This window comes from Streptomyces sp. NPDC048504 (assembly GCF_043200035.1).
Taxonomy (GTDB): domain Bacteria; phylum Actinomycetota; class Actinomycetes; order Streptomycetales; family Streptomycetaceae; genus Streptomyces.
Window position 1 is genome coordinate 20,693 of sequence record NZ_JBICXA010000013.1, and the last position, 24,224, is coordinate 44,916.

At 70.8% G+C, this 24,224-nt stretch carries 20 protein-coding genes and 1 pseudogene; 8 read left to right on the top strand and 13 right to left on the bottom strand.

Annotated features, from left to right (window positions below; translation table 11 throughout):
• Nucleotides 1–13: 13 nt before the first annotated feature.
• The 8 genes from ACGFY9_RS29415 to ACGFY9_RS29450 are packed head-to-tail and all read right to left on the bottom strand — an operon-like array spanning nucleotide 14 to nucleotide 10,681.
• The gene (locus tag ACGFY9_RS29415) at nucleotides 14–589 is read right to left on the bottom strand and encodes an NADPH-dependent F420 reductase (protein ID WP_393759112.1); all 576 of its coding nucleotides are present in this window, start codon (nucleotides 587–589) and stop codon (nucleotides 14–16) included.
• Nucleotides 586–1,821, bottom strand: coding sequence for a beta-ketoacyl-[acyl-carrier-protein] synthase family protein (locus ACGFY9_RS29420; RefSeq protein WP_393759114.1), 1,236 nt, complete (start codon nucleotides 1,819–1,821; stop codon nucleotides 586–588). The genes ACGFY9_RS29415 and ACGFY9_RS29420 overlap by 4 nt, the downstream gene beginning before the upstream one ends.
• A complete protein-coding gene (purU, locus tag ACGFY9_RS29425) occupies nucleotides 1,818–2,744 on the bottom strand; it encodes a formyltetrahydrofolate deformylase (protein ID WP_393759116.1) in 927 nt (308 codons plus the stop codon). The genes ACGFY9_RS29420 and purU overlap by 4 nt, the downstream gene beginning before the upstream one ends.
• A 1-nt stretch (nucleotide 2,745) precedes the next feature.
• A complete protein-coding gene (locus ACGFY9_RS29430) occupies nucleotides 2,746–4,020 on the bottom strand; it encodes a beta-ketoacyl-[acyl-carrier-protein] synthase family protein (protein WP_393759118.1) in 1,275 nt (424 codons plus the stop codon).
• Entirely contained in the window at nucleotides 4,017–4,481 is a 465-nt protein-coding gene (locus ACGFY9_RS29435) for an SRPBCC family protein (RefSeq protein ID WP_393759120.1), read from the bottom strand. Before ACGFY9_RS29435 ends, ACGFY9_RS29430 begins: the two co-directional genes overlap by 4 nt.
• On the bottom strand, nucleotides 4,468–8,466 hold the full coding sequence (locus ACGFY9_RS29440; protein WP_393759122.1) for an amino acid adenylation domain-containing protein: 3,999 nt from the start codon (nucleotides 8,464–8,466) through the stop codon (nucleotides 4,468–4,470). Before ACGFY9_RS29440 ends, ACGFY9_RS29435 begins: the two co-directional genes overlap by 14 nt.
• Nucleotides 8,467–8,498: 32 nt before the next feature.
• Nucleotides 8,499–8,804: an acyl carrier protein gene (locus ACGFY9_RS29445; protein ID WP_393759124.1), complete on the bottom strand. Its 306-nt coding sequence runs from the start codon at nucleotides 8,802–8,804 to the stop codon at nucleotides 8,499–8,501.
• Between the two features lie 50 nt (nucleotides 8,805–8,854).
• Complete coding sequence (locus ACGFY9_RS29450) at nucleotides 8,855–10,681, bottom strand: acyl-CoA dehydrogenase family protein (RefSeq protein WP_393759126.1); 1,827 nt, start codon at nucleotides 10,679–10,681, stop codon at nucleotides 8,855–8,857.
• 715 nt (nucleotides 10,682–11,396) lie between these two features.
• Here ACGFY9_RS29450 and ACGFY9_RS29455 point away from each other — a divergent pair.
• The 5 genes from ACGFY9_RS29455 (at nucleotide 11,397) to ACGFY9_RS29475 (ending at nucleotide 18,129) form a co-directional block, all read left to right on the top strand.
• The gene (locus ACGFY9_RS29455; RefSeq protein WP_393759128.1) at nucleotides 11,397–11,888 is read left to right on the top strand and encodes a MarR family winged helix-turn-helix transcriptional regulator; all 492 of its coding nucleotides are present in this window, start codon (nucleotides 11,397–11,399) and stop codon (nucleotides 11,886–11,888) included.
• Nucleotides 11,889–12,173: 285 nt separating this feature from the next.
• Complete coding sequence (locus ACGFY9_RS29460; RefSeq protein WP_393759130.1) at nucleotides 12,174–13,790, top strand: MFS transporter; 1,617 nt, start codon at nucleotides 12,174–12,176, stop codon at nucleotides 13,788–13,790.
• 436 nt (nucleotides 13,791–14,226) lie between these two features.
• On the top strand, nucleotides 14,227–15,147 hold the full coding sequence (locus ACGFY9_RS29465) for a phosphotransferase (protein ID WP_393759132.1): 921 nt from the start codon (nucleotides 14,227–14,229) through the stop codon (nucleotides 15,145–15,147).
• A complete protein-coding gene (locus ACGFY9_RS29470; protein ID WP_393759134.1) occupies nucleotides 15,144–17,045 on the top strand; it encodes an ATP-binding cassette domain-containing protein in 1,902 nt (633 codons plus the stop codon). The genes ACGFY9_RS29465 and ACGFY9_RS29470 overlap by 4 nt, the downstream gene beginning before the upstream one ends.
• Nucleotides 17,046–17,073: 28 nt before the next feature.
• Nucleotides 17,074–18,129: an NUDIX domain-containing protein gene (locus ACGFY9_RS29475; RefSeq protein WP_393759136.1), complete on the top strand. Its 1,056-nt coding sequence runs from the start codon at nucleotides 17,074–17,076 to the stop codon at nucleotides 18,127–18,129.
• 354 nt (nucleotides 18,130–18,483) lie between these two features.
• Here the strand turns inward: ACGFY9_RS29475 and ACGFY9_RS29480 are convergent, their stop codons facing one another.
• The 3 genes from ACGFY9_RS29480 to ACGFY9_RS29490 all read right to left on the bottom strand — a co-directional run bounded on the left by ACGFY9_RS29480 (nucleotide 18,484) and on the right by ACGFY9_RS29490 (nucleotide 20,798).
• On the bottom strand, nucleotides 18,484–18,813 hold the full coding sequence (locus ACGFY9_RS29480) for a GAF domain-containing protein (RefSeq protein WP_393759520.1): 330 nt from the start codon (nucleotides 18,811–18,813) through the stop codon (nucleotides 18,484–18,486).
• A gap of 105 nt (nucleotides 18,814–18,918) precedes the next feature.
• A complete protein-coding gene (locus tag ACGFY9_RS29485; protein ID WP_393759138.1) occupies nucleotides 18,919–19,584 on the bottom strand; it encodes a response regulator in 666 nt (221 codons plus the stop codon).
• On the bottom strand, nucleotides 19,581–20,798 hold the full coding sequence (locus ACGFY9_RS29490; RefSeq protein WP_393759140.1) for a sensor histidine kinase: 1,218 nt from the start codon (nucleotides 20,796–20,798) through the stop codon (nucleotides 19,581–19,583). The genes ACGFY9_RS29485 and ACGFY9_RS29490 overlap by 4 nt, the downstream gene beginning before the upstream one ends.
• Before the next feature lie 165 nt (nucleotides 20,799–20,963).
• Between ACGFY9_RS29490 and ACGFY9_RS29495 the strand changes: the two genes are divergently transcribed.
• The 3 genes from ACGFY9_RS29495 to ACGFY9_RS29505 are packed head-to-tail and all read left to right on the top strand — an operon-like array spanning nucleotide 20,964 to nucleotide 23,015.
• Nucleotides 20,964–21,167: a hypothetical protein gene (locus ACGFY9_RS29495; protein ID WP_393759142.1), complete on the top strand. Its 204-nt coding sequence runs from the start codon at nucleotides 20,964–20,966 to the stop codon at nucleotides 21,165–21,167.
• Nucleotides 21,160–21,987 carry an ATP-binding cassette domain-containing protein gene (locus ACGFY9_RS29500; RefSeq protein WP_393759144.1) on the top strand — a complete coding sequence of 276 codons (828 nt, stop codon included), beginning with the start codon at nucleotides 21,160–21,162 and terminating at the stop codon, nucleotides 21,985–21,987. Before ACGFY9_RS29495 ends, ACGFY9_RS29500 begins: the two co-directional genes overlap by 8 nt.
• Complete coding sequence (locus tag ACGFY9_RS29505) at nucleotides 21,984–23,015, top strand: ABC transporter permease (protein WP_393759146.1); 1,032 nt, start codon at nucleotides 21,984–21,986, stop codon at nucleotides 23,013–23,015. Before ACGFY9_RS29500 ends, ACGFY9_RS29505 begins: the two co-directional genes overlap by 4 nt.
• Before the next feature lie 258 nt (nucleotides 23,016–23,273).
• On the opposite strand, the pseudogene ACGFY9_RS29510 reads toward ACGFY9_RS29505, so the two are convergent.
• Together ACGFY9_RS29510 and ACGFY9_RS29515 are read right to left on the bottom strand one after the other, a co-directional pair.
• Nucleotides 23,274–23,405: pseudogene (locus ACGFY9_RS29510) on the bottom strand (carboxyl transferase domain-containing protein); the annotation flags it as partial.
• A 198-nt stretch (nucleotides 23,406–23,603) separates the two neighbouring features.
• Nucleotides 23,604–24,050: a hypothetical protein gene (locus ACGFY9_RS29515; RefSeq protein ID WP_393759148.1), complete on the bottom strand. Its 447-nt coding sequence runs from the start codon at nucleotides 24,048–24,050 to the stop codon at nucleotides 23,604–23,606.
• Nucleotides 24,051–24,224 lie beyond the last annotated feature (174 nt).

Sequence of the window (24,224 nt, forward strand, 5' to 3'; positions counted from 1 at the left end):
GGATTCCACCGGTTCAGGCCGCGAGCACCCCCGCCGACCCCACCCCGCGCAACGCCATCCGCTCCACCCGGCGGGCCTGGTCCAGGCCGCCGCCGTCGGTGTAGGTGAAGGGGGTCGGTGTGCACAGGTCCAGGAAGGTCCGTTTCGCCTCCAGGTCGTCGGAGATCACGTGGATGTCGGGGACGGACGGGTCGGCGGTGCCGGTGAACGTCTCCCACCAGACGCTCTTGAAAGCGCCGACCAGCCGGGCCTCCGGGAACGCGGCGGCCAGGTCCGTGGTGCCGCCGGTCGCCCAGGGGCCCACGAAGTCGACGTGGCCGCCGGTGAACGGGTTGGTGATGTCCACCAGGATCTTTCCGCGCAGCCCGGCGCGCCAGGGGCGGAGCTGCTGCACCGCTCCTGGCACGCCGAGGGCGGCGGGGATCACGATCGAGGACTCCGCCACGACGTCTTCGTGGCGCCCGTCGAGCCGTACCTCGTGCCCGGCACGGGCGAACATCGTCGCGAGTGCGACGGCGATGCCGCCCGTGCCCAGTACGCCGATCGTCGGCGTCACGTTCCTCTGCTCCTGCTCCTGCTGCTCGCTCATGGTGTCCGTTTCAGGACCAGGCTGACGTTGTGGCCGCCGAAGCCGAAGGAGTTGGCGAGGGCCGCGTCCCAACTGCCCTTGCGGTTCTCGCCGTTGACCACGTCCAGGTGGATCTGCGGGTCGAGTGTGTCGAGGTTGCGGGTGGCCGGGACGACACCGTGCTGGAGGGAGAGGAGGGCGGACATCGCGCCGAACGCCCCCGACGCGCCCAGCATGTGGCCCGTCATCGACTTGGTCGCGGTCACCACCGGGTGCGTACCCAGCGCCTTCGCCACCGCGTCGGCCTCCGCGAGGTCGCCGCCGGAAGTGGAGGTGGCGTGGGCGTGCACATGGCCGATGTCGGACGGTCCCAACTCCGCGTCCCGCAGGGCGGTTCGGATCGCGCGGACCTGCCCCTCGGTGTCGGACGCCGAGATGTGCCGGGCACTGGAGGTGACGGCCGCGCCGGCCACCGCGCCGTAGACGCGGGCACCCCGGGCCCGAGCGAACTCGGCGCGTTCCAGGACCAGTACGGCCGCGCCCTCGGCGATCACGAACCCGGAGCGGCCGGCGTCGAACGGCCGGGACACGGCGGCCGGGTCGCCCTCCTGCCGCGAGAGCGCCTTCATCTGCGCGAACGCGGCGACCATCAGCGGATGCAGACTCGCCTCGGTGCCCCCGGCCACCACGACATCGGCCCGGCCGAGACGGATCAAGTCCAGTGCCAGGGCGATGGATTCGGCACCCGAGGCACACGCGCTGACCGGGGAGCGGGCGCCCGCGCGGGCGCCGAGGTCGATACTGACCCAGGCCGCCGGGCCGTTCGGCATCAGCATCGGGACGGCGTACGAGGACAACTTCCGCATGCCCGACCGCTCGTAGACGTCGTTCTGGCCGAGCGTGCTCAGGACGCCGCCGATGCCGGTGCCGACGACCACGGCGAGTCGTTCGGGTTCGACCGGTGGGCGGCCCGCGTCCTCGAAGGCCTCCCGGGCCGCCGCTACAGCCAGTTGCTCACCCCTGTCCAGCTTCCGGGCCTGCACCCGGCCGAGGATCTCGACCGGGTCCGCGGACACCGAGCCCGCGATCCGCACCGGTAACTCCTCGGGCCAGGAGCCGTGTTCGTCATGCAGGGTGCGCACGCCGGAGCGTCCGTCGAGGAGCCCCTGCCATGATTCGGGTGCCGTCGCGCCGAGCGGGGTGATGGCACCCAGGCCGGTCACGAGCACGTCCACATCTCCGAGTCGGTTCATGCGAAGACGATCGTGTGGTTGCCGTGCCGGAGCACGCGGTCCTCGCCGTGCCACTGCACTGCCCGGGTGAGTACCGCCCGTTCGACGTCCGCGCCGCGTCGTTGCAGGTCGGCGGCGGTGTCCGCGTGGCTGACCCGGACCACGTCCTGCTCGATGATGGGGCCCTCGTCGAGGTTCTCGGTGACGTAGTGGGCCGTGGCGCCGACGAGTTTCACGCCGCGTTCCTTGGCCTTGGCGTAGGGGCCCGCGCCGATGAACGCCGGCAGGAAGGAGTGGTGGATGTTGATGATCGGCACGTCCAGTCGCTCGATGAAGTCCGCCGACAGGATCTGCATGTAGCGGGCCAGCACGACGAAGTCGACGTTGCCCCGCAGCAGCCTCAACTGCTCGGCCTCCGCAGCCGACTTGTCAGCGCCTGCCGACGGCACGTGGAAGAACGGGATCCCGAACGACCGGACCTCCTCCGCCGTGTCCGGGTGGTTGGAGATCACCATCGCGACGGTGACGGGGAGTTGACCGCGCCGGTGCCGCCAGAGCAGGTCCAGCAGACAGTGGTCGGACTTCGAGGCGAAGATCGCCACCCGCTTCGGCACCGACAGGTCCCGCAGGGTGAACTCCAACTCGAAGTCCCCGGCGAGCCGTTGCCGCAGCCCGTCCTCGATCGCGGGCAGCGCCGCCCCGAGGTGGTCCAGGCCGAACACCGTCCGCTGGAAGAACGCGCCGCCCTGCGGATTGTCCGAGTACTGGTCGAGGGAGACGATGTTCGCGCCGTGCTCACCGAGCACCGCGCCGACCGCCGCGACGATGCCGGGCCGGTCCTTGCCCCGGACGGTGAGGGAGGCGTGCCGGTGCCCGGTGCGAGCGGCCGGGGCGGGGGCCGTCGCAGCACCAACGGCCTTTGCGGCCTCCAGAGTTGACGTCACGTCACTTGCCCTTCTGGGCGCGGAAGGTGAGGGCCACGTTGTGGCCGCCGAACCCGGCCGAGTTCTTCACCGCGACGATCTGCTCGGGGCCCAGCTTGAGCGGGCTGCCGTGCACGATGTCGACGGAGAGTCCCTCGTCGAGGCGGGTGAAGTTGCGGGTCGGCGGTACCAGGCCGTGGTGGAGGGCGAGGACGGTGGTGATCGACTCGATCGCGCCGGCCGCGCCGAGGCTGTGCCCGGTCATCGACTTGTTCGCGGACACAGCCGGACCCTGGGTGGCGTCTGCGTTGCCGAACACCGTCATCACCGCGCGTGCTTCGGCCGCGTCGCCGGGTGCCGTCGCGGTGCCGTTGGCGTTGAAGTGGGCTACGTCCGCCGGGGTTACGCCCGCGTCGGCGAGGGAGGCGCGGACGGCCGCGGCGGTGCCGGTGCCGTTCGGCTCGGGCTGGACCATGTGGTAGGCGTCCGAGGTGATGCCAACTCCCGCCAGTTCGGCGTAGATCCGGGCGCCGCGCTCGCGCGCGTGCCGTTCCGATTCGAGTACGAGGATGCCGGCGCCCTCACCGAGGACCATGCCGTCGCGGTCCGCGTCGTAGGGGCGGCAGGCGGACGCGGGGTCGTCGAAGCGCTGCGAGAGCGCGCGCATGGCCGCGAACGAGGACAGGACCATGGGGTGCAGCGGCGCCTCCGCGCCACCCGCCACCACGACGTCCGCCTCGCCGCGCCGGATCAACTCGGCCGCTGTGACCAGGGCCTGGGTGCCGGAGGAGCAGGCGTTGACGGTGGCGTGCACGCCGAGGCGCGCGTTCACCAGCAGCGCTACGGCCGCCGCCGAGCCGTTGCCCATGGACATCGGGACGGTCATGGGCGGGACGCGCCGCCAGCCCCGTGTCTTCAGGATCTCCCAGCCGTCGATGATCGAGGTCATGTCGCCCAGCGCGGCCGAGACGGCCACGGCCACCCGGCTCGGGATCGCGGTGTCGTCGTCGAGGCCGGCATCGGCCCAGGCCTCCGCCGCCGCCGTCACCGCGAACTGGGCGGAACGGCTGAGGCGTCGGCGCTGCTGGTGCTCAAGTCCCGTACCGGGGTCGACCTTCGCCCGTCCGCCGAGCAGCGGCGGCAGGTCCTTGGCCCACGACTCGTCCTCCAGCAGATTCAGTCCGCTCTCGCCGCGCAGCATCGCGTCCCAGGTGGTGGCGACGGTCCCACCGAGCGGGGTGGTCTCGCCGAGGCCGGTGACGACGACCTTGTTGTTCTCTTCCTGGCGTGTCTTCATCGGTTGCGCGCTCCCTGTCCGAGCTGTGCGGCGAGCTTTCCGGAGTCCTTCTTGACCGAGTTGACGAGCACCTTGCGCAGCAGGGACTTCGGCATGATCCCGAAGTAGTCCCCGGGGTCCACCTCGAACGTCCAGTGCACGGTGGTGGTGCCGTCCTCGCGTGCGACGAACTCGTAGGTGCCGACGTAGCCGAACGGCCCCTGAAGGGTGTGGAACCTGGAGCGTCGGCCGGGCTCGAACTCGCTGATCTCCACGGTGAACTGCATCCGCTTGCCGATCAGCTGGAACGTGATCTCGTACTGGCCGCCGGGCCGTGCCGGGCCGTTCAGCAGCGTCACGTCCACGCAGGCCGCCTGCCAGACCGGGTCCTGGACGGGGTCGGAGATCAGGGCGAACGCCTCGTCGGGCGACACCGGGAGGTGGAACGCGTACTCGGCTGTGACCTGCTCAGTCTTGGTCATCGTCGGTGGGTCCTTCCATGTGGGGAGCGATCGCGCGGGCCGCCAGCTCCGCGTACGGCGGGTACATCACCGAGTTGTGGTCCCCGGCGACGTCGATGACGTGCAACTCGCCCTTGATCAGCGCCTCCCAGCCCAACTTCGGTCCGTAGTCGGTCTGTTCGTCGGCTGCGCGCAGCAACACCAGGTCCAGGTCGGCCGGTTCGGGGAGGTAGGTCTGCAGGGCGATGCCGTTGGCGAGGTAGGCCTCGAAGTAGCGCAGGATCGTCGCGCGGTCCGCGTCCTCGGCCAAGACGCCGATCGCGGCGGCCTGTTGGAGGATGTGGTCGAAGGCCGCGTCGCCGCCGAGGGCGCGCAGTTCGTCCGCCGGGATGTCCAGTGTCTTTCCGGCGGGTACGGCGAGGTCGCGGGCGAACCAGGACAGGATCGTCGAGTCGTCCGCGGACTCCGGGATGTTCTCCTCGACCGGCGCCCGGCTGTCGATGCCGACGACGAACTCGATCTCCTCGCCGAGCGCGCGCAGTTGACCGGCGACCTCGTAGGAGATGACCCCGCCGAAGCACCAACCGCCCAGCGCGTACGGCCCGTTGGGCTGCACCTCCCTCAGGAGGTCGATGTAGCGGGTGGCCATGGCCTCCACGCTGATCTCGGCCTCGCCCTCGTTCTGGATGCCGGGCGCCTCGACCGCCAACACCGGCCTGCCGGGCGGGAGATGGCGGGTCAGCTCGACGTAGCAGAAGACGGTGCCGCCGAAGGGGTGGAACAGGAAGACCGGGCGCAGGGCCGGGTCGCCCTCGCGCAGGACGACGAGCGGGCCGCGTGCGGTCTCCTGGCCGCCGGACCGGACGATCGCGGCGAGTTCGGCGACGGTGCCCTGCCGGCCGAGCATGACCGAGATCGGGATCTCCACGTCCCACTCGGCACGGATCGCCGAACTGAGCCGGACGGCGAGCAGCGAGTGGCCGCCCACATCGAAGAAGTGGTCGTGGACGCCGACTTGGGACACCCCCAGGATCTCCGTCCACATCCGCGCGAGGGTGATCTCGGTGGCGTCACGCGGCTTCTCGAACCCCGCGTCCGAGGAGACCACGGGCTCCGGCAGCCGATTGCGGTCGATCTTCTTGTTCGCCGTCAGCGGCAGCTCGTCCAGCACCATCACGATGCCGGGCACCATGTACGGCGGCAGGGACACCCCGGCCGCCGAGCGGACGTCGGACGGCCTCAACTCGGCGCCGTTCTCCGCGAGCAGATACGCGACAAGCCTGTCGTCGCGGACCACGACCACGGCCGTGGAAACGCCCTCGACCGCCTCCAGAACCGTCTCGACCTCGGAGAGTTCGATGCGGTAGCCGCGCAGCTTGACCTGGTTGTCCAGACGCCCGTGGTGCAGCAGCCGCCCCTCGCTGCTCCAGCGCGCCCGGTCACCGGTGCGGTACAGCCGCCGCTCCGGCGCGGCCGGCAGCCCGGTCACGAACCGCTCCTCGGTCAACTCCGGCCGGTCCCAGTACCCGACGGCCAGACCCTCCCCGCCGATCCACAACTCACCCGGGAAACTCGGCTCCACGGCACGGCCCTGCGGATCGAGGACGTACAGCTGTGTGTTGTCGAGGGGCGCGCCGATGTCGATCCCCGACGCGGGCTCCACCACACCGGCGGTGGACCAGATGGTCGTCTCGGTCGGGCCGTAGACGTTACGCAGACTCGCGACCCGCGAGGACAGGAACTCGGCCAGATCCAGGGGGAGTTCCTCACCACCGCACAACACGTTCAGCTGCGGTGCGCCCGTCCAGCCGGCGTCGCGCAGCATCCGCCACGAGGTCGGCGTCGCCTGCATCCAGGTGGCACCGCACTCCTCGATCCGCACCGCGAGCGCGGCACCGTCGGCAGCCGTGGCGCTGTCGCACACGACGACCCGGCCGCCGGTCAGCAGGGGCAGGTACAGCTCCAGTCCGGCGATGTCGAAGGAGATCGTGGTGACCGCGAGGAGACTGTCCGACGCCCCGAACCCGGTGGTCTCCCGCATCGAGAGCAGCAGGTTCGTCAGCGCGTGGTGGGGGATCGCCACGCCCTTGGGGCGGCCGGTGGAACCCGAGGTGTAGAGGATGTACGCCAGGTCGGAGGGGCCGGCGGCCGGGTCCGCAGGGGGGGAGGCCGTGGTGTTGTCGCTCCCGGCGTCCGCCCCGCCGCCCGTGTCGCCGCGCACCACCCCGGCGCCGAGGTCGTCCTGACCCAGCACCGGAAGCCCCGGCAGCCAGCTCTCCTGCAGGCCGGACTGGCTCAGCAGCAGCCGGGCCCGGGAGTCCTCGGCCATGTAAGTCAGCCGCTCCACCGGCAGGTTGGGATCCAGCGGCACATACGCCGCCCCGGCCTCCAGCACCCCCAGCAGCGCGGCCACCAGCGGCGCGCCGCGGTCCACCATCACCGCGACCCGGTCACCCGGGGCGATCCCGGCCGCCCGCAGCGCCGCCGCGGTCTCCTCGACCGACGTGAGCAGACGGCTGTAGCTCCACTCCTCGGCGCCCGCGACCAGCGCGACCGCGTCCGGTGTCCGCCGCGCCTGCTCGCGGAAGAGTTCCGGCAACCGGGCCGCGGGCAGGGAGCGTTCGGGTCCCGAACCCCACTCCGTGAGCTGCGCCCGCTGCCGTTCGTCGCCGCGCGCCAGCTCGCGCAACGGCTCGTCCGGGCGGCCGGCCAGGGTCTCCACCGTGGTGACGAACGTGGCGGCCAACTCCCGTGCCGTGCCCGCCCCGAAGATGTCGGTGTTGTAGCGCAGCACCCCCGCGAAGGCGCCGTCGCGCTCCGCGCCCATCTCGACCCACAGGTCGGTCTGACCCTCCTGCTGCGGCAGCGGATACGGCCGCAGGGTCGCGCCCGCGATCCCCAACTCGGCGCCCGGGCCCGGCTCCAGGAGGAAGAACGCGTCCATGTCGTTCAGGAACGGCAGCCGGTCCCAGGCGAAACCGGCCTGGTACAACGGCGTCCGGCTCGGGTCGCGCGTCGGCGCCAACTCCCGTACCAGCCAAGGGAAGGGCAGCTCCTGCGCCCGCATCGCCTCCGACACCCGCTCACGCGAGGCCGCCAGCGCCTGACGGTACGTCGACTCCTCGTCCACCTCGCCCCGTACGACCACGGTGTTCACGAAGTTGCCGAGCGCGTCCCGGAACTGCCGGTGCAGCCGCCCCGAGGTCGGGGTGCCGACCACGATCTCGGACTGCCCGCTCAACCGGCTCAGCAGCACGAAGTACGCGGACAGCAGCACGCTGTACGGCGTCGACGAGGTCTCCCGCGCCAGCCGCCGTACCGCCTCCGTCGCGGCGACGGACAGCGCGAACGGCGCCGAACCGCCGTCGTAGGACGGCACCGGCGGACGCGTCCGATCGCCGTACAGATCCAGCGCGGGCGGTATGTCCGCCAGCCGCTTCGCCTCGCCGTCGAGCAGCGTGCGCGCGTTCTCGCCGGCGAGGAAGGCCTGTTGGCGTTCGGCGTACGCGGCGAAGGCGCCGCCGTCGAGCGTGAAACGGTTCGGTGTGCCCTCCAGCCGGCTGCGCACCTCGGACAGCAGCAGGGCCAGCGACCAGAAGTCCGCCGCGATGTGGTGCATCACGACGGTGAACACCCAGGTGCGCTCACCGGTGCGGTACAAGTGCACGCGCCACAGCGGGGGTTGGGACAGGTCGAAGGGGCTGCGGCTGTCGGTGCGGACGAGGTCGCGCAGCGCCTCCGGGCTCAACTCCCGTGTGTCGGTGGGGCGGATGTCCAGCGGTAAGGCGTCCCGCACGAACTGCTCCGGGCCATCCGGGCCGGCGCGGAAACCGATCCGGAGAGCGTCGTGCTCACGGGCCAGGTCGGCGAGTATCTCCCGTACCTGGACGCCGAGTTGAGGATCGGCGGTGACCTCCGCGCCGAACACGATGTGGTAGGCGGAGCACCCGGGATCGGTCTCGTGGATGAACCAGAGGCCGGCCTGCTGGGCGTTCACAGAGTTCACGGAGTTCACGGAAGTCCCGGGATGCACAGTGCTCATCGCTGACCGTCCGCTGCGGCGGTGGCGGCGACGGGCTCGGCGTTCATCAGCTTCCACAGGGCCTCGGCCAGGGTGTCCACCGTGGGGTGGTCCCAGAGGAGGTCGACCGGCGGGTCGGCGAGACCGCACACGTCCTCGATCTCCATGCCCACCGAGAGCGCGGCCATGGAGTCCAGGCCGTAGTCGGTGAAGGGCCGGTCGGTCGCCAACTCCTCGGGAGCGACGCCGGCTTCGGCGGCCACCGCGTCGACGAGGACCTTCTTCACGTCGTCGAACGTCAGGGTGCTGGTGGTGGTGTTCATCGCAGATCGATACCTTCCGGCCGGTATGTGGTCGTGGTCAGGGATGGTGGTCACGCGGCGGTCGTGGACTCGGCGTCGTCCCGGCCCGCCTCGCGCGCTCCGGGCTCGGCCATGCGCACCGGGCGGACGGAGAAGAACTCGTGGTCGGCGCGCTGGGAGTCCATGCGGGTGAACAGCCGCCGGGCGGTGGCCTGTTCGAGATCGCCGACCTCGTACTGGTGGACCTGGCGGCGGGCCAGCGCGGCCCGCAGCCACTCGCCGTCGGCGAAGAAGGCGTCGAGGTGGTCCCGGTTGAACAGCCACACGCCGAGGGCGGCCACCTTCGCGTGCAGGGAGCAGAGTTCCTCCGCCACCCGGATCAGCCGGGGCGCGGTGGACTTGCTGGACGCGGTGGGCTCCGAGGGCAGGCCGGCCGTCGAGCGCCGGATCTCGGTCACCCGGGCGAGCAGCGCGTCCAACTCCAGCCGCAGTTCCTCGGCTTGGCCGCGCAGTGCGGTCAGCCGGTCCTCGTCGCAACCGTCGGACGCCGTCAGTTCGCCGAGGCGGGCGATCAGTGCGGGCAGGCTGGCGAACGTGGCGTCCCTGCCGCGGCCGAAGACGCTCACCCGGTGCGGTTCGAAGGCGGGCAGCTCGGCCCGCAGGTCGTACAGCGGGCGCCAGTCCTCGTCCGCTCCGTGCCCATGTGCCTTGGCCAGCGCGGGGAGTTGGAGCGCGAGAGAGTCCAGGCAGACCGGTTCGCTGCCGTCGAAGACCGAGACGACGGCGCCGTCACGGAGCATCTTCTGGAACGTGCCCACGTGTTCGGCGGCCCGCAGGAAGTACCGGGCGCCCAGCGTGCGGGCCAGCACCTTGCTGTTGGTGTCGACGAGACGGGCCACCTGCACCTTCGCGAGGTTGCCCCAGATGCTGAACTGCTCGGTGTGCAGGTGCAGTCCGCGCATCGCGACGAGACTCTCGCACTCGGCGACCAGCAGGCTCAGGTACGCGTTGGCCAGGGACTCCGTGACGTACGGGATCTCGTTCGCGGGGCCGTCGTAGAGGATGCGGTCGGAGAGGAAGCCGGCCACCGTGCGCAGCATGGTGTCGCCGGTGCCCAGGGAGAGGCCGGTGCAGAAGGTGCGGGTGATCAGCAGGCCGCGCAGGGCGAGTTCGAGGCCCTCGCCCTCGGCGCCGAGCCGGGCCGTGGCGTCCACGCGGGCGTCGTCGAAGGCGACGCCGCTGATGTCGCAGCCGCGCAGACCGTAGGTCGGAACGCGGGGGACGCCGGTCACCTCGCCGGAGATGATCTGCGAGCGGTCCACGAGGAACATGGACTGCTGGCGTTTGGCCGGGGTGTGCTCGTCGCCGGTGGTGCCGAGCAGGACCACGTGGGTGGAGGTGCGGCCCCGGTTGATCGGCCACTTCTCGCCGGACAGGACGTACTGGCCGCCGTCCGGGGCGGCCGTGAAGCGGTTGGCGGCCAGGTCGGCGCCGTGCCCCGGCTCGGAGTAGGCCAGGCACGGGACGACCCCGCCGCGCAGGACCGTCGCCGCGTACTTATCCTGCTGCTCGGCGTCGCCGCCGATCCACGCGAGCATCATCCACACCTGGGTGCTCTCGCTCACCGCGACGTTCATGTCCCGGCGGGCGATCACCCGGGTCAGCATCAGGATGTCCTCGGCGGCCCGGAGATCGCCGCCCAGCCGCTCGGGCACGAAATACCGGTTGAAGCCGAAGGCGCGGACCTGGTCGATACCGGCGGAGGGGAGTTCGTCGCGCTCGTCGAGCGCCAGCGCCCCGGCGAAGGACAAAGCGTTGGATTCCACTTCCGGGTCGCCGAGCCAGCCCTCCAGAGCCTCCGCGAGGGCAGTACTCGACTGCTTATTTGAGCTTTCCATGAGCTTTCCATTCCATGCCTGAGAGGGCAGCGACACAATGACACAGCCGTGCCCGATAGACGGACCTGAAAGCGGACGTGCGAAGGTGGCGCATGAATACACGTCGCGTTGGAGAATGCAGGCGAAAGAAGCACACAGCGCGCTGCTGAAAAAGCGCAGCACTGTGCGAAAGAGTCACTTCACCTGTGTCTGACCAGCGCCGATGGGCGCGGTTTCCTCGTCGTCAGCGTCGTCCGATACAACAGCTGATGGATCTTTGAACCATTTTGAAACCCCCGTTGCGCGAAGCGCGGTTTCGTCCCCGTGTTCTTCCCCGTGTGCGCCGCCCGGTCACAGAGTGCAATGTACTGGCCAGGCGCTTCGAGACAGTAGCAGGCGCGCTACTTGGTGCCACGTGACTCAGGTCACCCGGCGTTTCTCTTTCTCCTGTCGGACGTTTGATCCTGTGATCGATCACCGAGTGGCTGACCTCGATGATCTCCGGAGAATCACCCGTTCCATTTCACGGTATGCGGAGGATCGTATTCCGTTGGATTTTGCGTCGGGATAACCGTCCGAGGGGTTGTCATGGGAGGCGGACTAATGAACTCCGTGTGACCGCGGAGGTGGCGCGGAGGGGTCGGGGTCCGGTGATTTCCCTGGCGGAGGGGGTGTCGTGGCCGTAGAACGTTGTATCTTCGATGGTGGAGATTGCGACGATCGAAGGAGTCGGCTCATGGTGCGCACAGGTGGCACGGAGCAGTACGGGGTGTCCCCCCGGGAGGACTTCCTCATCGCCGAGCGCCCCGGCTATCTGCTCCACAAAGCGGGGTTGGTGCTGGTGGAGGACGTGGAGAAGGCGCTGGGCGCGGTCGGTATGCGCATCCGCTACTTCTTCGTGCTGGCCGCGCTGGCCGGCGGGCCCGAGCTCTCCCAGCAGGACCTGAGCCGGCTGCTCAACCTCGATCCGACCACGGTCGTGACGGTGATCGACGAGATGGAGCGCAATGCGCACGTGGAGCGCCGCCGCAACCCCGCCGACCGGCGCCGCTACAACCTGATCCTCACCGAGACCGGCCGTGAGGCGCTCGCGACGGCGGACCGGGTGGCCACGGAGGTCGAGTCGGCGTTCTTCGGCGCCCTCTCCGAGGACGAGCGCGGGGTGCTGCGCAAGATGCTCGGCACGCTGATGGCCGGCCGCTGGCCCGCGTCGGTCTGCTCGGACTGACATGAGCCGTTCTCGAACTGACCTGGAACAGCCGTGAGTTGACGCAAAATGCTCGCCAACTGACGCGGTGCGTCCGTGAGTTGACGTAGAACATCCTCGAACTCGCCCCAGCCCGTGGTGCCGACAGGTGCCGCGGGCTTTGTCGTGCCCGGCGATTGTCACTCCGGGTGACTTCGCCTGCCGCGCCGACCGTGGCGGCATTGACTCATGACTTTCCAATCATCTAGATTTCCATCATCTATGGATCCCAAGGTCCAAAGTTCCTGTTGATTGGAAGGTCCCCGCATGTCCGCAGAACGCGCACCATCTCCCACTAGGTGGTGGACACTCGGGATCGTCGCGTTGGGCTCGTTCATGCTGATGCTCGACCTGAGCGTGGTCTCCATCGCGCTGCCGCAGATCCACAAGAGCCTGGGCAGCAGCTTCGCCGACCTGCAGTGGGTGTTCGACGCCTACGCCCTCACGCTGGCGATCTTCCTGGTCGCGGCGGGCTCGCTCGCCGACCGGATCGGCCGCAAGAAGGTCTTCCAGGTCGGCTTCGCCATCTTCACCGCCGCGTCCCTGGCCTGCGGACTGGCCGACGGCGCAGGGGAGTTGAGCTGGTTCCGGGCCATCCAGGGAGTCGGCGCGGCCATCATGTTCGCGGTCGGTCCCGCGATGCTCAGCCATGAGTTCCACGGCAAGGAACGGGCCACCGCGTTCACCGCGTTCGGCGCCGCCGTCGGTCTCGCCGTCGCCACCGGTCCGCTCATCGGCGGCTCGCTGATCAACGCGCTGTCCTGGCGCTGGATCTTCTACATCAACGTGCCGGTCGGCGTGCTCGCCATCCTCATCGGCGCGCTGCGCGTCCGCGAATCCCTCAACACCCGGGCCCACCCCACCGACTGGGCCGGCCTCGGCACCTTCAGCGTCGCGCTCGGCGCCCTCGTCTACGCCACCATCCGTGGCCCGGTGGAGGGTTGGACCAGCGCCAACACACTCGGCCTCTACGCGGCGAGCGTCCTCTTCCTGGTCGTCTTCGTCGCCATCGAGCGCCGCCTCGGTGAACGCGCCCTGATCGACCCGGCGTTCTTCCGCAGCCCCACCTTCGTCGGCATCTCCCTCGTCGCGATGATCGGCAACGCGGGTGCCCTGCCCTCGGTGTTCTTCGAGACCAGCTACCTGGAGAACATGCTGCACGTCGACGCGTGGGGGACAGGTCTGCGGTTCCTGCCGCTGACCGGTGCGATGTTCGTGGCCGGTGCCCTCGGCGGCGGCCTGATCGGCAAGGTCCCCTTCCGGATCCTGCTGGGCGGTTCGACTCTGGTCATGGCCATCGGCATCCTGTGCCTGAACCTCACCGAGGCCGACTCGTCCTGGACCGTGCTCGTCCCGGCGCTGGTCATCTCCGGCTTCGGCATGGGCGCCTTCAACCCGGCCCGCGCCGCCCTGGCCATCGGGGTCGCCGAGCCGGCCAAGTCCGGTGTCGCGTCCGGGATCAACGAGACGTTCCAGCAGGTCGGCATCGCCGTCGGCATCGCCGGCATCGGCGCCTACTTCCAGCACACCGTGTCCCAGGACTTCACCTCCTCGGCCGTCGGCAAGCAGCTCGGCGCCGACACCGCGGAGACCGCCGCCCACGGCATCAGCGCCGGTGGCCTCGACGCCGTGGTCCAGGCCGTCCCGGGCGCACTGCGCGAGAAGGTACTGGCCGCCGGACAGGACGCGTTCATGAACGCCTTCCACGGAGCGATGACCCTCAGCGCGATCCTCGGCTTCGTCGCCGCCATCATCGGCTTCACGATGCTCCGCACGAAGGACCTGCACGCCAGCGCCCTGTCGACGATCCCCCCGGACATCGACGAGGACGGCGAGGTGCGCCCCGACGACGCGTCGGACCTCCCGGTCGGCGCCCCGGCCTGACCGCCCCGCGAGGCTGAGGAGCCCGCCCGATGCACCGTCCCGGTGGCCAATCCCCCGCGCCACCGGGACGGTTCAGTGCTGTCCGGCAATCCCTCGATCAGGTGACGGCTCCCGGTACGGCCGATCGAACACCGGATCGTGACCACGCCTCCCAGCGGCCCCTAGGGCGGCACCCGCATCCTCGAACTTTCGTCCGACGGTTCGCCCGTCCGCACCCGTGACGGCATCGTGATCAGGCACGTTCTTCTGGCACCAAGTCACCGCACCGACCGCAGGAGGTTGCCATGAATCCCGTGCCCGTCCCCGCCCTCGTCCCCCTCGCGTTCGAACATCGCACCCCATCGGCCCCGGTTCTGCTCCCGCCCGCGATGCACGAGGTTGACGCCACGGCCGCCGCCGACGCGGATACGTCACGACGCGCACCGAGGTGGGGGGCATGACCGGAGCGACCACACTGCCGGACCCCGTCCGGGCCTGGGCCGAATCCGTCATCGGCCCCCTCACCTGCCTCAACGAGACCTCCGCCGCCCACTCCTCACGCGTATGGGAGGTGACGACACGACCGGAGAGCGGCAGCGGTCAACGCTTCTGCGTGAAACTCGCCCCCTCCCCCCTCGCCTTCACCCGCGAGACCTTCGCCCACCGGCACGCCGTGTCCTACCTCGGCCCCGGCCGCGCACCCCGCCTCACCGCGACCTCGGCCCAGCACCTCGCCCTGCTCATGACCGCCCTCCCCGGCACCCCGCTGAACGACCTCAGGACGACGGGTCCCGCGCTGGAGACCGTCCACCGCAGAGCCGGCGCCCTCGTCGCCCAACTGCACCAGGCCGGAAAACTGACCCCCGCGGCACGCGAGGAAGCGGCACAGGCACTGCGCCGCACCGCAGACAACGCCGAGCGGAGCGTCCACACGGCGGGCGACCAAATGCCCACCGCGGAACGGGAGTTCGTGCTGGCCCGCGCCGCCGAACTGCGCACCGTGGGGCGGGTCCCGCTCGGCTACATCCACGGCCACGTCGACGAGCACACCCTGCGGTGGTCCGGCACCCGGGAACCCCTCGCCCTGATCGCCTTCGAGCGCGCCCGGTTCGCCCCCGTCGTCCAGGACTTCGTCCCCCTGGCCTGCGGACCCTGGGCCGAACAACCCCGCCTGAGAACCGCCTTCTTCACCGGCTACGGCCGCCGCCTCATCCCGGAGGAGAAGCGCGCCCTGTTCTGCCTGACCGCGCTGCACCGGGTCGCCGCTCGGGCGGCTAGTGCGGGAGCTGTCGGGGGAGGCTGCCGTATGACTCAGCTTGAACACCGTCTGCCCGAACGGCAGTTGACGTCCCGCCGCGCCGAGATCACGGCCCGATGAGCGCCGGGACGACCGGCCCGGCACCGCTGCCCGGGACCGCCTCGCGTGTGCCGCCACCCCAGCCCGCCGAGATCCGCTACGAGGGCCGGCATGCCCAGAACCCGTTGGCCGAGGCCGAGTTCGGGAAGCTGTGCGCGCGCCTGCCCTCCGTACTCGCGCAGACCGCGCGGATGGCGTGGGCCATCGACCGGTCCGCCGTGCTGCTGCTGGCCGGCTGCCAACTGGCCGTCGGCGCAAGTGCCGTAGTGCTGCTGCTGTCCACCGCGCGGGCGATGCGCTCGGTGCTGGCCGCCGGGCCCGTAAGCGACCGGCTGCATCAGGCGTTGCCCGCGCTGCTGGTCATCGCCGTCGCGGCGGCGGTCGGCCGGGTCGCGAGCGCGTTGTCCTCGTACGCGGACGGCCGGATCACCCCGCGGCTGACCACGGCGGCGGACAGTTCCCTCGTCGAGGCGGTGTGCCGGGTGGAGGCCGCCGCGCGTGCGGAGGACGGTTTCGCGGACCGGCAGGAGGCCGCCGAGATGGGGGTGATCCGGGGCCATGTGATGGTGCAGGACGCCACGCGTTTCACCGCCGCCGTGGTCAGGATGGTCAGCGCGAGCGGCGTGCTGTCCGTGCTGCACCCGTTGATGCTGCCCCTGTTGCTGCTCGCGGTCGTGCCCGCGGGCGTGGGCGCGATCCTGCACGCGAAGGTCCAGTACGAGACGCACTACGCCAACATCGGCGACCGCAACGTCCGCCAGAACATGCGGGGTTGGGTGACCAGCCCGAAGTTCTCCGACGAGATCCGCGCCAACGGCATGGTCCCCTACCTCGGGTTCTGGCACCGTACGATCTCCGAACGCATCGACCGCCGGGTCCTGGACGTGGCGCCGCGCATGCTGCGGATCGTGCTGGCCAGTTCGGCGATCGGCGGTGTCTTCCTCATCGCGACCTGGGCCGCGCTCGCCTGGCTCGCCGCCACCGGACGCGTCGAACCCGCCATCGCCGCCACAGCGGTCGTCGCCGTCCAGACCACCCTCGCCGCGCTCGGCCAGCTCGTCATCTACGGCGCCGCGATGTTCCACACCGCCCTCTACCTCGCCGACCTGGAGGGCTTCCTCGCCTTCGCCGCCGAACGCGCCCCGAGGCGAGGGGAGTCGGGGCCGGGTGAGCCGGTAGAGGAGATCCGGCTCGACGAGGCCGTCTACTGCTACCCGGGCAAGGAGATCCCCGCGGTGGCCGGGGTCTCGCTGACCGTGCGACGCGGGGAGATCCTCGCCGTGGTCGGTGAGAACGGTTCCGGGAAGTCCACGCTGACCCGGCTCCTCGCGGGCATCTTCCTCGCCGACAAGGGCACGGTCAGCTGGAACGGGCACGACCTCGCCGGTCTCGCCCCGGACAGGCTGTGGGAGCTGTCGGGACTGGTGCCGCAGAATTTCGCCCAGTGGCCCCTCAACGTCCGCGACAACGTCACCCTCGGCCAGCCCCGCACCGGGGACGACCTGCTGGTGTGGGAGGCGCTGGACGCCGTAGGGCTGCGGGAGGCGGTGGAGGAACTCCCGTACGGGCTCGACACGTTGCTCGCCCGGGAGCTGTGGGGCGGTACCGAACTGTCCGGCGGCCAGTGGCAGCGGCTGGCGTGTGCGCGGGCCCTGTACCGGCAGCCGGACCTGCTGATCCTGGACGAGCCGACCAGCCAGATGGACGCCCGCGGCGAACACGCCATCCTCGAACGGATCAAGGCGATCGCCGCCCGCCGCATGACGATCGTCGTCACCCACCAACTGGTCAACACGAAGATCGCCGACCGGGTCGTGGTCATGCGGCACGGCCGCATCGCCGAACAGGGTACGTACGACGAACTCGCCCATGGCGGCGGCCTGTTCGCCGAACTCCTGGCCCTGTCGAACGACCGCTGACCGATCACCACCCCGCAGGGAGAACCCCGTGACCGACGCATGGGACGCGCACTACGCCGACGGCAACACCTTCAGCCCGCTCCGTGACTCCGAACGCGCGCTGCTCGCCGAGCACGCACCGGCCCCCGAGGGCGGCGGACACGCCCTGGACATCGGCTGCGGGCTGGGTGAACTCGCCCGCCATCTGGCCGAGTCGGGGTACGAGGTCGACGCCGTCGACTTCGCGCCCGCCGCTCTCGCCCGCGCCGAGGCCCAGCCCGCCGCCGCCAACTCGGCGGTGAAATACCGCCTGTTGGACATCGAGCACGACAGCCTCGACGCGCTTCCGCATCCCGCCTACGACCTGATCACCTTCCGCCTCAGCTGGGCCTTCGTCCACGACCGAACCCGCGTGATGAACCGGCTCCGCGAGCGGCTGCACCCGGGGGGTGTCGTCTGCGTCATCACACCCGTCGCGGAGGAGACAGCGGACAGCAGGCGCTCCATCGCCCTCGACGACGAGGAGATCCGCGCGCTGTGCGGGAGTTGGGCGGCGGCCGAGCGCTACGACGCCGACGGCCTCGCGTTCGTCGTCCTGCGTGGACCCGCCCCCGCCACCGTCACCTGCGCGGGCAAGAAGCGGCCGTCACCGCACGCCCTCACCGGTGCCGGAGTCGTCGTCACCGACTCGGCGGGGCGGATCCTGCTGGGCTGGTCGGTGCGCGGGGTCTGGGAGCTGCCCGGCGGCAAGATCGACGCCGGCGAGGGATTTCTGGAGGCGGGTGCAAGGGAGTTGGAGGAGGAGACCGGGCTGAAGGCCGACCCGGGAGGGGCGCGGCTGCTGGCCCTCCTGATGGACTCCACGCACGACATGCCCCGGCTGACGGGCGCCGTCCGCGTCACCGCCTGGAGCGGTCAACCGGCCGTCACCGAACCGCAGTTGATCCACCGCTGGGAGTGGCACGAGGTTGCCGACCTGCCCACTCTGGCGCAGCCGCTGTTCACGCCGAGCGCGCATGTCATCGACACGGTCTGGCCGGGGTTGCTGCCCGGCCTGCCACCTGTCCACCGGTACCCGGTCACTCGGGCCGCGGCTCCCGCGTAGGGCACTGTTCCGTTTTGCCCCTGTCTGCTCTAGGCTCCTGGGAGGGAAGAACGGCACCGCGACCATGTATGTCGTACGTCCGGTACCGGCGAATCTCCCCGCCCAGGCTCCCAGCCCCCGAGCCGGAATCCAGACCGGCCGGAGCCGCATCGCCGGAGTGCGCGGCTCCCGCTCCGTTCTCCCGGCAGTTCCGACGGGGTGCTCCCACCAGACCCGCCGCCGTGGAGGACACGCGCGAGGAAACGGTGGAGGGGGGCCTCTCATCCTCGTGGCCACGGCCGCCGTCGCCTCACAGCGGCGGCGGCCGTCCGGACCGTGGAGCAACAGGGCCCCAGCCGCACCCGTCTCACGCCCTCAGACCCGGCAGCGGCTCGGAGTCGTACACGAAGGCGCGCTCCATGTCGATGCCGAGGGGTTCGGCGAGCTTGCCCTTGGCCCGGGGGCGGCCCGGAAGGGGTTGAGGGCGCCGACGACCTCGTCCCGCAGCCGCATCGGCAGCGCCTGCACGGCGGTGAATCCGCTGCGGTGGGCCGTCGTGACGAAGCGCGGCCGGCGCTCGGCCTCCCGGGTCAGATCGGGGACGATCACGGCGGTGCCGGAGCGGAAGCACTCCAGGCAGGGGCCCTCGTCGTTCTGTTGGCGCTGCTCACGGTGATCCGTCGAACGCCTCGCGGAGTTGTTCAGCCGCTGGGAGGCGAGCCTCGCCGGTCTGGTCGCACGTGCGCGTGACGAGGGCCGGGTGCGCGCGGACGCGGATCCCGAGGGCGCGGGGCGCCTGTCCGCGGAGGGTCAGACCAGGCCCGCATGGTGCACGGTCAAGGCGATCTGGACCCGGTTGGTGAGTTCCAGCTTGGTGAGGATGTGGGAGACGTGGGCCTTGACGGTGGCCACGCTCATGTACAGCTCGGCCGCGATCTCCGCGTTGGTCCTGCCCTGGCCGACGGCCACGGCGACCTCGCGTTCCCGGTCGCCCAGCCGGTCGAGACGGATGCGGGCCTCGGCGGTCTCCGGCCGGCGCGGGACCGTGCCGTCGCCGCCCCGGGTGACCCGGGCGATGAGCTGCTCGGTCACCGCGGGGGAGAGCACCGGCTCGCCCGCCTTCACCCGGCGTACCGCCGCGACGATCTCGGCGGGCGGGGTGTGTTTGAGCAGAAAACCGGCCGCGCCCGCGCGCAGCGTACCGAGGACCTGCTCGTCGTCCTTGAAGGTCGTCAGCATCACGACGGCCGGTGCGCCGGGCCGGGCCCGCAGCAGCTCGGTCGCTTTCAGCCCGTCCACGCCGGGCATCCGGATGTCCATGAGCACCAGGTCGGGGGCGTGCTCGTCGACCAGGGCGGGCACCTCGCCGCCGTCCGCCGCCTCGGCCACGACCTCGATGTCGTCGGCGCCGCTGAGCATCAGCCGGAGTCCTGAACGGACCAGCGGGTCGTCGTCGACGAGCAGCACACGGATCATGCGGGCCAGGGTAGCCAGGCCCGAAGCGCGTACTCCGCTCCGTCCTCGCCATGACTGAACCGGCCGCCCGCCAGCGCGACGCGCTCCGCGAGGCCGATCAACCCCTGCCCGGCGCCCGGTACGCCGTCGCGCGGGCCACCTCGTCCGGCCGGATCGGCCGGATTGGTCAGCTCCAGGGTGAGCCCGTCGCCGGGGCCGCCCGCCACCGTGATCCTGACCGGCGCACCCGGGGCGTGTTTCCGGGCGTTCGTCAGCCCTTCCTGCACGAACCGGTAGGCGGCGAGCCCGGCGATCCCCGTCGGACCGCCACCACTACCGGACCCGGTGCCGCCCATGTCGAGGTCGACCGCCATACCGGCCGCCCGCGACTCCCTGACCAGCTCGGGCACCTCGCCGAGCCCGGTCCGCGCGGGCCCCGTCGCGGTGCTGCCGTCAGCAGCGGGCCTCCCCGCCGGCGACCGCAGCACCCGCAGCACCACCTGAAGATCCTCCAGCGCCTGATGCGAGCTCTCCCGGATCACGGCGGCGGCCCGGGTGGTCTCCCGCGCGGACGCCCCGGCGTTGAACTCCAGCGCCCCCGCGTGGACGCTCAGCAGCGACAGCCGGTGGGCCAGCACATCGTGCATCTCCCGCGCGATGTCCTCCCGCGCCTCGCGCTGAGCGCGCTGGGCACGCAACACCGCCTCCGCCTCGGCCCGTTCGGTGCGTTCGCTCAGGGCACGGACGAACAGGCCCCAGCCGACCGCGGCGGCGATCAGGACACCCAGGATCACCGCGTTGGCGATCGGCACCCCGGAGACGTAGGGACTGCTCAGAAAGTGGACGGGGATCGGCAGCAGTGCCAGCAGGCCGACGGTCAGGATCGTGCGCGCCGGCCTGAGGACGGCGACGGTGAACAGCGCGATGATCAGGGGCACCACGGCCGGCGTGACGGTCGCGGCGACGACCGCCACGACAGCGACGGCGGTCGGCCACCGCCTGCGCCACCACAGCGCCCCTACGGCGACCAGGGAGACCGGGTTCACCGCCCAGGTGAACCCGAGCAGCGGCGGCGACGAGAAGACCAGCCGGTCGAACGGCCAGGTACCGGACCCCAGTCCCGGACTCAGCGCCAGATCCCCCCTGACCTGCACCAACGAGAGGGCGGCCGACAGCACCAGGGCCAGCACCACCATGCCCAGGTCGATGGTCTTCTCACGCCGGTAACCGCTCACAAGCGACAAATGTAGAGCGGCCGCCGCCGGACACCGTACAGACTTTGGTCTAGAGACTTTGGTCGTACGACGGGGCCGGAGCACCGACTTTGAGCCGAAGCCGCCCGCGGACCGCCGCTCCTAGCGTTCCGGGAGTCACACATCGCCTCGACGGAAGGCTCGGCCTTGAAGAAGAACCTCCTCCTGCTGTCCGGAGCCCTGCTCGCACTCTGCGGCGGAGTACCGCTGGCCCAGCGGCTCTACGACCGCCTCACGCTCTGGGGTTTCGGCGTACCCGGCTACGGCTCGTCGCTGGTCAAGCTGGCCCTGGTGCTCGCCGGGGCCGCGATCCTGGTCCGCGCCGCACGTGGGCGGCAGCACAATGACTGATCCGGGAGAGCGCCCGGCGCTGGAGGCGGTCGGCCTCGGCAGACGCCACCGGCGCGGCTGGGCGCTGCGGGACTGCTCGTTCCGGCTGCCGGCCGGCCGTGTCTGCGCGCTGGTCGGCCCGAACGGCGCCGGCAAGACGACCCTGCTCTCGCTGGCCGCCGGTCTGCTGGAACCGAGCACCGGCACCATCCGGCTCGGCGGACACGCGGCCCGGTCCGCCGAGGCCCGGCAGCACACCGCGTTCCTCAGCCAGGAGAAGGCGCTCTACCCGCGCTTCCGGGTCTCCGACACGCTGCGGATCGGCCGCGAGCTGAACCCGGCCTGGCACCAGGAGACCGCCGAACGGATCATCGCCGCCGGCGACATCCCGATGGACGCCCGGGTCGGCACCCTGTCCGGCGGCCAGCGCACCCGCGTGGCCTTCGCGCTGGCGCTGGGCAGGCGGCCCCGGCTGCTCCTGCTCGACGAACCGATGGCCGACCTGGACCCGCTGGTCCGGCGGCAGATGACGGACCTGCTCATGTCCGAGGCCGCCCAGCACGGTTCGACCGTGGTGATGTCCTCCCACCTGGTCTCCGAACTGGAGGGCTCCTGCGACTTCCTGGTCCTGATCGACCACGGCACGGTCAGACTCGCCGGCGACGTGGCCGAACTCATCGCCGCCCACCGCACCCGCCCGCAGGGGCCTCTCCCGGCGGACAACGGCCAGGCACTCCCGAGCCTGGAGGACATGCTCCTGGCCCACCTGCGAACAGCCGACGCACCCCCGCTGATCACGTCCACCGCACGCGCCGGAGCGCATCGCGAGGTGACGGCATGAGCGGCTCCGTGACCACCGACCACCCTTCACCCGCGCCCAGTTCGGCACTCCGAATGCGACGACGGCTACGGCTGCGAGGCCTGACCTGGCTGGTCTGGCGGCAGAACCGGCTGTCCTTCTGGATCGGCATCGCCGCCGCGACCGCCGTAGCAGCGTACGCGATCGTGCGCCACCAGGAGATGACGACCGCCATCGCCGACGGCCACCTCAATGCCTGCCGGGGCACCACCGTCCCGGCGGGCGACTGCTCCCACAAGCTCAACTCCTTTACGCGGACGTACCAGTTCCCGATGCGCAGACCCCTCCAGGCCATGCTCGCGCTGCCGTTGGTCTTCGGCGTCTTCCTCGGCGGCCCCCAGCTGGCACAGGAGCTGGAGTCCGGCACGTACCGCACCGTGTGCACCCAGTCGGTCACACAACTGCGCTGGTTCGCGGCCAAGTTGCTCGTCCCCGTCGTCCTGACGATTCTGGTCAGCGGGACGATCGCCGCCGCGATGACCTGGTGGTGGCGGCCGGCGGGGTCCCTGCTGGGCGGCTGGTTCCCCTGGTGGCAGTGGTATCCGTACGACGGCATCGGCCCCGTCGTGGTCGGCCTGTCGGTCCTCTCCCTGCTCATCGGCGTGACCGCGGGCCTGATCCTGCGCCGCACGGTCCTGGCGATGGGCGCGACGGTGGTTCTGGGCGCGGTGACGATGTACGTACTCGAATCCGTCCGCGGCCACCTGCTGCCCACCACTCTGGCCACGGTCCAGCACCCGACCGGGACGGCGGCCCCGTCGAACGCGTGGGTCCTCTCGGAGGGCGCGGTCGACGCGACCGGCCGCCACGTGCCGGACCTGCCGAGCTGCTACGCGACCGACGACTACGCCAACTGCCTTGCCCGGCACGGCAGGACGGGCCGCTGGGCGGAGTTCCATCCGTCGTCCGACCTGTGGCCGTCGCAGTGGGCGGAGACGGGCCTGTGCCTGCTGCTGGCGGCGGGGCTCGCGGGGCTGTGCGTGTGGTGGATCCGCCACCGCCCGGCCTGACCCGTCACCCGCACACCCGACACCGGTTCCCTCGTTCAGCCCGACCGGTACGTCATCAGCGTTGGCGTTGAAGCAGTGGTCGATCCGCCGCAGACGCCTTCGCGCACCGGCGACCGCCCACGTGGCCGAGACCACGGCCAGACAGAGCGTCCCGGAGACGAACAGCGCGCCGCGTGTGCCCGCCCGGTCGGCGAGCCGGCTCGTCAGCAGTGCGCCGAAGGGCGTCGTTCCCTGGAAGAGAACGGTGTAGAGGGCCATGAGGGCGGGGCTGTAGGTCGCGCCGCCGACGCACGGACCGAGGATGACGCTGATCTGCGGGATGGCCCCGGAGGCCTTGGTGTTGCGCTGGAAGATGCCGCCGTAGCCGACGAGGGCACTGACGCCCTCCCGAAGTGGCGGAGCGTTTCCGTGCTGCGAAGAACTACTTACCGAAGAGCAAATGTTCACCCGTGATGCAGGGATGCGAGGCCAGTCGTGCAAGAGCACCGAGACCAGCCGAGATCGTTCTGTGGGGTTTTCACGGACCCGAAACAGATGTCAGCGCCGGAACGGTCGCGCCATTCCATGTACGAGTGCCTACATGCCAGGTTACGTGGCATAGGTGAGGCCTATCAGGAAAGTGAGGAAGAACTGGCTCCGCTCGGGGGACACCCACTGGAGAGGGTCAGCGGCACCCGTTCGGTGGGCGTACGGCTCGACGAGAAGGTGCTCTCGCTGCGCTCGGAGATCGTCGACCTGCTGTCCTCCTGGGCGGGACTCGTCGTGGCGGAGCGCCGATCGGTGACCGCTCCCTGCGAGGGAGTTCCCGGACTGCTCCGGTTCCTGCACAACCAGATCCACTGGCTGGCCGAGCACCCGGCGGGCCCGGATCTGGCCGCCGAGCTGTCCGCGCTCCTGGACCGCTCTCGCACGGTCCTCGGCCCGCGAGTGCACAGGGTGTCCCTGGGCGTGTGCTGTCACCCCGGCTGCACCGCCCAGCTCCGTGCGGTGCTGTCGAACACCGGACGTGGTCTCCTCCCAGGTGGCCTGCGACACAGGTCACACGGTGCCGCCCCGGGAGTGGCTGTTGTTGTCGGGACGGGTGCGGGTGGCGATGGACAGCGGTCGGCCGGGAGCCGCGGGGTGACGCGGCGCGGCAGGCGACGTACGGTACCGACCGAACTCGCCGCGCTGGCGGCGGGCGTCAGTCCGGCGACCATCCGCAAGCGG